Annotated in this window: 8 protein-coding genes and 1 pseudogene; 6 read left to right on the top strand and 3 right to left on the bottom strand. The window is 59.6% G+C overall.

Annotated elements, in window-relative coordinates:
* Positions 1-82 precede the first annotated feature (82 nt).
* On the bottom strand, positions 83-727 hold the full coding sequence (locus ACZY0Y_RS19430; RefSeq protein ID WP_463959880.1) for a peptidoglycan-binding domain-containing protein: 645 nt from the start codon (positions 725-727) through the stop codon (positions 83-85).
* Positions 728-1,463: 736 nt separating this feature from the next.
* Positions 1,464-1,979, bottom strand: a complete 516-nt coding sequence (locus ACZY0Y_RS19425) for a DUF2690 domain-containing protein (RefSeq protein WP_463959879.1) — start codon at positions 1,977-1,979, stop codon at positions 1,464-1,466.
* A gap of 360 nt (positions 1,980-2,339) precedes the next feature.
* On the opposite strand from ACZY0Y_RS19425, the gene ACZY0Y_RS19420 reads away from it, so the two are divergent.
* The 6 genes from ACZY0Y_RS19420 to ACZY0Y_RS19395 all read left to right on the top strand — a co-directional run bounded on the left by ACZY0Y_RS19420 (position 2,340) and on the right by ACZY0Y_RS19395 (position 6,072).
* On the top strand, positions 2,340-2,702 hold the full coding sequence (locus ACZY0Y_RS19420; RefSeq protein WP_463959878.1) for a hypothetical protein: 363 nt from the start codon (positions 2,340-2,342) through the stop codon (positions 2,700-2,702).
* 170 nt (positions 2,703-2,872) lie between these two features.
* Positions 2,873-3,265: a hypothetical protein gene (locus ACZY0Y_RS19415; protein WP_226761945.1), complete on the top strand. Its 393-nt coding sequence runs from the start codon at positions 2,873-2,875 to the stop codon at positions 3,263-3,265.
* Between the two features lie 4 nt (positions 3,266-3,269).
* The gene (locus tag ACZY0Y_RS19410) at positions 3,270-3,974 is read left to right on the top strand and encodes an RES domain-containing protein (RefSeq protein ID WP_463959877.1); all 705 of its coding nucleotides are present in this window, start codon (positions 3,270-3,272) and stop codon (positions 3,972-3,974) included.
* Positions 3,975-4,027: 53 nt separating this feature from the next.
* Positions 4,028-4,234, top strand: a complete 207-nt coding sequence (locus tag ACZY0Y_RS19405) for a DUF4913 domain-containing protein (protein ID WP_463959881.1) — start codon at positions 4,028-4,030, stop codon at positions 4,232-4,234.
* Positions 4,235-4,422: 188 nt separating this feature from the next.
* Entirely contained in the window at positions 4,423-5,658 is a 1,236-nt protein-coding gene (locus ACZY0Y_RS19400; RefSeq protein WP_463959876.1) for a hypothetical protein, read from the top strand.
* A gap of 27 nt (positions 5,659-5,685) precedes the next feature.
* Entirely contained in the window at positions 5,686-6,072 is a 387-nt protein-coding gene (locus ACZY0Y_RS19395) for a hypothetical protein (RefSeq protein WP_463959875.1), read from the top strand.
* A gap of 44 nt (positions 6,073-6,116) precedes the next feature.
* Here ACZY0Y_RS19395 and ACZY0Y_RS19390 read toward each other — a convergent pair.
* A pseudogene (locus tag ACZY0Y_RS19390) lies at positions 6,117-6,317 on the bottom strand (transposase); the annotation flags it as partial.
* Positions 6,318-6,424: the final 107 nt, after the last annotated feature.

The following is a 6,424-nucleotide window of genomic DNA, read 5'->3' as shown; positions in this document are numbered from 1 at the left end:
GGAACACCACCGGCAGCAAGGCCGGGAACCCCGTCATGCCCACCGACCGAACCCAGACCTAGATCAGAACGACCCCGCCCCATCAAACACAACCGGTGGATCGAGGCTTAGTGGCAGGTCCGAAGTTGCCTGTCGCTGTGTCATCGCTCATTCCCAGCTCGAACTGGATAGCCAAAGTGATCGCCTTCTGGACGTCCCGCGAGAAGTGTCCGTCACACGGGACGGCAAAGAAATACTGGCGGTTGAGGTAGCGGCTGTTCAGCCATTGCTGGGCGGACCGCATCGCTGTGTTGCCACCGGGGAGCAAGACGTAGGCGTCCATGGTGAGGAGACCCTTGAAAACCTTGGCGGGAAGCGTCCCATCCGACGACAGTCCCATATCGGCGTGGAGCCGGCTTATGGCTCCGGCGGTCCCAGGGCCGTAGGTGCCTGTTATTCCGCCCGTGTCATAGCCCTTACAGAAGCAGGCAGACTGGATGATCTGGACGAGGTTCGAGTTCTTTTCACCTGGGGCGATCGGCCCGTATGCCGTCAACCTGCCGAGGGTTCCGGGCCCGAAGTTTGAAGAAAGCGCCGTGATTCCTAGCTCTACCTGGAGGGCGCGGGTCAGCGCATGCATCGTGTCCCACCCTGTCTTGCCGTCTTCCGGTGCCAGGACAAACCCGGGCACTTCGCCGTAGACGCTGTTCACCCATTGCTGGGCCTCCAAGACTCTCGGGTCGGTCATAATTCCCTTTCAATAGGTGCGCGCGTTCATCTGGCGGCTTACTCGGGTCATAGCCGGCAGCCCTGCTGGTGCGGACTACCTGTTGGACCACGGTGGGATCAGAGGGCGTTGGGGACAGTGAGCTTCTGTCCAGGGGTGAGCAGCAACCCTGCTCCGTCGCTAGGGAGAGTCGGGTTGGAGACCCGGAGGGCATACTGGGGAACACCAAATCTGCTCGTGATTCCAGACAGGGTGTCCCCGGCCGCAACACCGTAGGACAGAGTTCCATCGGGACTAGAAGACACCGAGCCGCCGGCGCCGAGTTGGGGGACATCTCGTCCGCGCAAATCGACGGCGGATCCCGCCCTGAGCGTTGTCGATTTGTTGAACTGTTTGAGGACCTCCGGTTCCAGTCCAAATGCACTGGCGACCGTTTCCCAGGTGTCTCCTTCGACGCAGGTGTATCGCACGGCGAGGTGGAATTGGTTGAGCTCTGTGCTGCCGTTCAGTGAGTTCGTTACGGCGGTCGGGGATGGAGGAGCAGAAGTCGAGGCGGTGGCTTTGTCAGTGGCCTCCGGTTGTGGCGTATATTCGCAGCCGGACACGAGCGCTGCGATGATGCACAGAGCCGCAACTGCGGCTGTCGTCTTCCTGGCTAATACCGGCAGCACCAGTTGGCGCTGCCGACCGAGCCGGGTTCCCCGGTTCTGTTGGACCGTGCAGGCCCGACGTCCCCGGGAAAACCCTGTCCCGAAAATCACACGGAATCCTTGACCGACTGGGGCTGGGGGGTTCCATTGCCCCCGAAGCCGACCGTCGAACCGCAGTATTGCCAGAAGTTCGAGTAGTACCTGTTTTCCTCGGCGCAGATGCGCACGTTCTTATCGGCTGCGGGAACCATGAGGGTCCAGCCGCTCACACCGGCTCCCGTCCCGCTTTCGAGGTTCAGATTAACACCGGTGGTCTTGCTGTTGCTGTAGATGGTCATGTGGGTTGTGGTCGTGTAGCCGACCCCCCACCTCGTCCAGGCAGCCCCGCAGCGCGGTGAGTACCTAAGCTCGATGTAGCGGCCGCTGGGGCTCGTGAAGGACCCCGCCGCGACGGTGTAGGCATCAGCTGAGCATCCTGCGTTGTTTGGATCCGCACCGTCGCAGGTGTAGCCGTAGCAGGTGGCTGCGCTGGCGGGAGCCGACGACAGAACCATGAAGGATGCGGCCGCACCAAGCGAGAGGACGGCGGCGGTGAGTTTCCGCAGCCATGACGATTTTTGCAATGAAATACTCCGGCTCTACTAGATTTTGAGCGGGAGTCATTGAATATGAAACGGTTCTTGGCGCTGAAAAAGTGCCAAACTAAGCAACCGCCAAGGGCCCGTTGCGCGAGCCTTCCCCCACAGGATTCGAGCAACTCGCCATAAGTGAGAGTCGTCTTCACACATGTTCATAAACTTGTTGGAGAAAAGTCAATAGCCCGGAAGGACTGATTTACGGGAGCCCCATTTGGCCACCAGGTGCCGCCACGCAGACCCGTCAGGACACCGGCTAGACGCCAGGTCACTTCGATGAACCTCGAGCCTATGGGGAGTGCACCTACCCCCGACGCCCTACGAAAACCGAGGCGGCACCAATTAGAGTTGTGCCAGAAACCGACACCGACCCCGGGGGACACCATGGCCAACGACTGGACCAGACTGCTGCAAGAGACCAGCAAGCGTGGCGGACCGGACGCGCTGAAGGCGTTCTACGCGAGCCAGGGGCGCCGGGAAGGTATCGGCGGCACAGTGCTGATTCTTGCCGGCGTAGCGCTGTTGGCGAAGGCGGCCCAGAGCTTTGCCAGGGCGAAAGCCGTCGATACGGCAACCGAGCCGGATGCCACGGCGAATAAGCCCAAGGCTCCGAAGCGCCCTGCCGCATCCGGTGACCCCTCGAGACCTCTCCGCAACGGCACTGCGACGCCGGATGAGGGTACCCCGGGGACCGCCGACGGGACTGAGTGAGCGGTCCCGGGCTGAACGGCCCAGGAGATTGCTTGCTGCATCAGATGCAATATCAACCGTATTAGGTTGACATAATCACGGATATCGGTGATTCAGAGTGTGATTCAGAGTGTGATTCAGGATGCGTTTAGACCCTTGATTCACCGGGCCTTTTCGTGGGACCATGAACCATGACTGCAGTGACAGGCGCCCGCGGCGGGCTGAAGGCGCACCAGGATTCCATCCGGCTGGCCGATGACGTGCTGGTCCGGGATCTGAGGGACCTGTTGGGAGCGAAACTGGTCGCTTACATCGGTTCCGTGAAGGAAACCCGGGCCGTCCGGCAATGGGCGGACGGGGAACGGAAACCCTCCGCCGACGTGATGCACCGGTTAAGGACCGCCTACCATGTGGCGGCCCTGCTCGCGGAGCGGGATTCCCGGGCCGTGGTGCAGGCCTGGTTCCAGGGCATGAACCCGCAGCTGGACGATGTCCCCCCGGCGCGCCTGCTCCGTGAAGGCCAGCTGGACGACGCCGGCCCGCAGGTGCTGGCCGCTGCCCGCGCGTTCGCGGCCGCAGGCTGAGCGGGTGGTTTCTGCAGGACTGACCGCGGCCGAGGCCGCCGGCAGGGTCTGGCGCGTCGGCTTCCGCCCGGAACCGTGGGCCTGGAGCGGTTGGGAGTGGGCCACCGACGGCCGGTTCCCGGGCCGGTGGGATGACCTGCACGGTAACTTCCGCACCCTCTACGCCGGCTCGTCCCTGCTGGCGTGCCTGCTCGAGGTTCTGGCGCACTTCCGCAAGGACGCCAGGCTCAGTGTGAAGCTGGACGAAATCGTCGAGGATGACGAGGATAAGGTCCTGCACCCCACCATCGCCCCGGGGCAGGTCCCCAGGGAGTGGCTGGAAGTACGGATCGCCGCCTCCGCCGAGCTGTCCGGGCGGTACTGTGCCGTGACCGCCTCGGGCAGCATCGCGGCCCTGTACCCGCACTTCATCGGCCTGGCCCTGAGCCTGGGCCTGGCTGACTTTGACGCCGCGGGGCTGAAGGACGCCCGGCCCCGACGCCTGACCCAGGCAGTCGCCTCCTGGCTCTACGAGATGACAGACTTAGATGGCGTCACTTTTGCCTCCCGTCACGGTGATGATCTCCAGCTCTGGGCCATCTTCGAGCGCCCCGGCGATCCACCAATCACGCCGAAAATACAAGATGTGACGGTCGAAGAATCACTGCAGCACGACAGCCCGGAAATCCGCAACGCCTTCCGCCTCCTCGGGCTGCAGTGGGCGAGCTAAAGTCGCCTTCAACGGCGCCTAAATCCACCCCAAGCACTCTCCCGCCGTAAACGCTGTGGCAGGCCTGGGAACACCTCGGGCTGGACGGCGCTACCGGGATGGTTGTCTCCTGGAAGGATCACGCGGACCACCACGTGAGCGTGCTCCTGGACCCGCGTGGGCCGTTCTACAAATGCGGCATGCAAAAGGACCGCGATCCCGACCACTTGGAACCAAAAAAAGCCCCCGACGGCTGGTTTCGCAACGCACTGCATCAGTGAACGTAAGAACATTTAGGGACCTGTAACGATGACGAGCACCGACGAAGGTTCCCCAGCCTGCTGTCCTTGGTAATTAGAGTGACCCAAGGACGTTGGGTAGCAACTCGTTCAACTGATTCCGTAAAGTCAGTTGACAGACTCTGTTATGCTACTCTTTATCGAACTTCAATGGGGGATGGGGAATTTTCGTGAGGAAAAAAAGCCGCGCAACATTGGTTGCCGCAACCGTATTGTTAACAGTTCTATCCGGATTGACTGCAGCTAACGCTGAAACGCTGCCGGATGAGCAACCTGAGTTTACCCTTGAGTCTATTTCCACTCAGCTGACAGCACGTTCGCCGTCCGAAGAAAATCCATTCAAGGTGGTGCGGGGAAAGAATGGCGATTCAGTTCTCATCGACACGTCCCTATCGAAGTCGACTAACCCAGGAATGAGTGGACTAACTTCGGCATCAAAGAAGTTCGTTGATCTCTCTTGGGGCGCCCTGGAAGATCCCACGCCGTACGAAATCTACCGGAATGGCATCAAGATTTCTGAAACCCGGAAAACAAGTTTTCGGGACCGCAAAGTCACACCAGGCAGCAAATATCAATATCGGGTCTCAGCGAGCGGGCTAAAGGATCGATCTGACTGGACCGAACAAGAGGTTCACGCGGTACAGAATGGACAGCCAGCACCACGAGTCTCCTTCATTTGGTCACTTGATGCCTCCGCCCTCCAAGAAGACAGCATTCAATCGGCCGAAGCCAAGGGCGCAGCCCTTACGACCGAGTTCCAAAAGCTGGCCGCGTCCGAGATTCGTTGGACATCATTCATCCCCGAGCGTCGACTCGCCGCACCAGGGTGGCCTTGCGAGTATGGAGCTGGCTATGAATTTGGAGGTGACGACCGGAGCTGGTACGTACCCGACTACCAATGGGAACACACCAATTATGTAAGTAGTCGCATTAGGCACAAGTCGACGATCTCTTGGTGGGGGAGCACTCCGTCGCTATCTAGTGAAATTGATCTCGGGGAAACCCACGTCTACCAGGCCGGGACCGACAACCTCGTAGATCAGCGACTTGCAGTCCCAGCTAACGACACTAGGGTGATGTCCACCCCGTCCAGCACCAGCATCGATCTCAGGGCGGCGTTTAGCGCTGCAAACCCCTTCTGTTCAATGAACAGCATCTCGATTGTCTACAGGGCTTCAGTAACCAGCACCGGAAATTATGCAATGTCGGCTTCATACCGACGAATGCCTGCGCACGAGGCTTATATCTACAATTACTGGGGTGAACCAATCGGAAATAATGGGCCCGTTGCATCCAAAGTTACGGCAATACTGAGGGATGATGTTAGAGACCCATTCTGCCTTGCCGGTTGGGGCTGTCAAGAGGCCACTTTCTCAGGCGGCGGCGTCTATGAAAGCAATCAATAGATAATGAATCAAAGAGTCCTGAAAGCCATGCTCGTCGCACTGGGTCCGATTGTGGCCCACGTGATTTGCTGGTCCTTTTACTCACTCCAACTCGTGATCGCTGGAGCTGTTCACCATACCAACTTAAATCTTCGCCCGATTGAAAGTATCTTTTCGGTCGATAAGATCGTCGTGACCACCCTTCTGTCCTTGGTTTTTTTTGTGGAGCGAGTCCTCGTCCAGAGTCTGCCGGCGCTGAAGTTTTTTGTCGTCAATTTTGCCATCTCGTCGGTAGTCATTGCGATCATCGCCGATATGGCCAAGGGCGAGCTGCATCAGATGCTGTACACGTATCTTTTCTTGGGTGGAACGGTTCTATCTGCTTTGGCCTCAGCGCTCTTTGTCAGAAAAGTGAATTCCTCGAACTACGTCTAGGCGGCCCCGAGATCTGGCTATGAAAGGTTTGGATGAACCCGGTAGCGGTTGCGCTTCTTCAGCTCCCGTATCTCGGCCGACTCGGCCGCTGCCGGGCCGGCCCCGGATTCTTTACGCTCGGCGATGGCGATCCAGCGCTTCAGCGTGGTGACCGACAGCCCGAAATCCTTCGCAATCTGCGCCAGCGGCGCCTCGCCCTTGCGGGCCACATCAATAACATCCTGGCGGAACTCCGCCCCATAAGCGGCTCTTCAAGGTTCCCGGGGAAACAGGTTCGTGTTGTAGCAAGCAGAGGACTCGTGGTCCTGCTGGGATGAGTGTTCCTACGCATTCAACCTGAACAGGAACCACG

The organism is Pseudarthrobacter kochi, from assembly GCF_055412805.1.
This window is presented reverse-complemented; position numbering and strand designations above follow the sequence as displayed.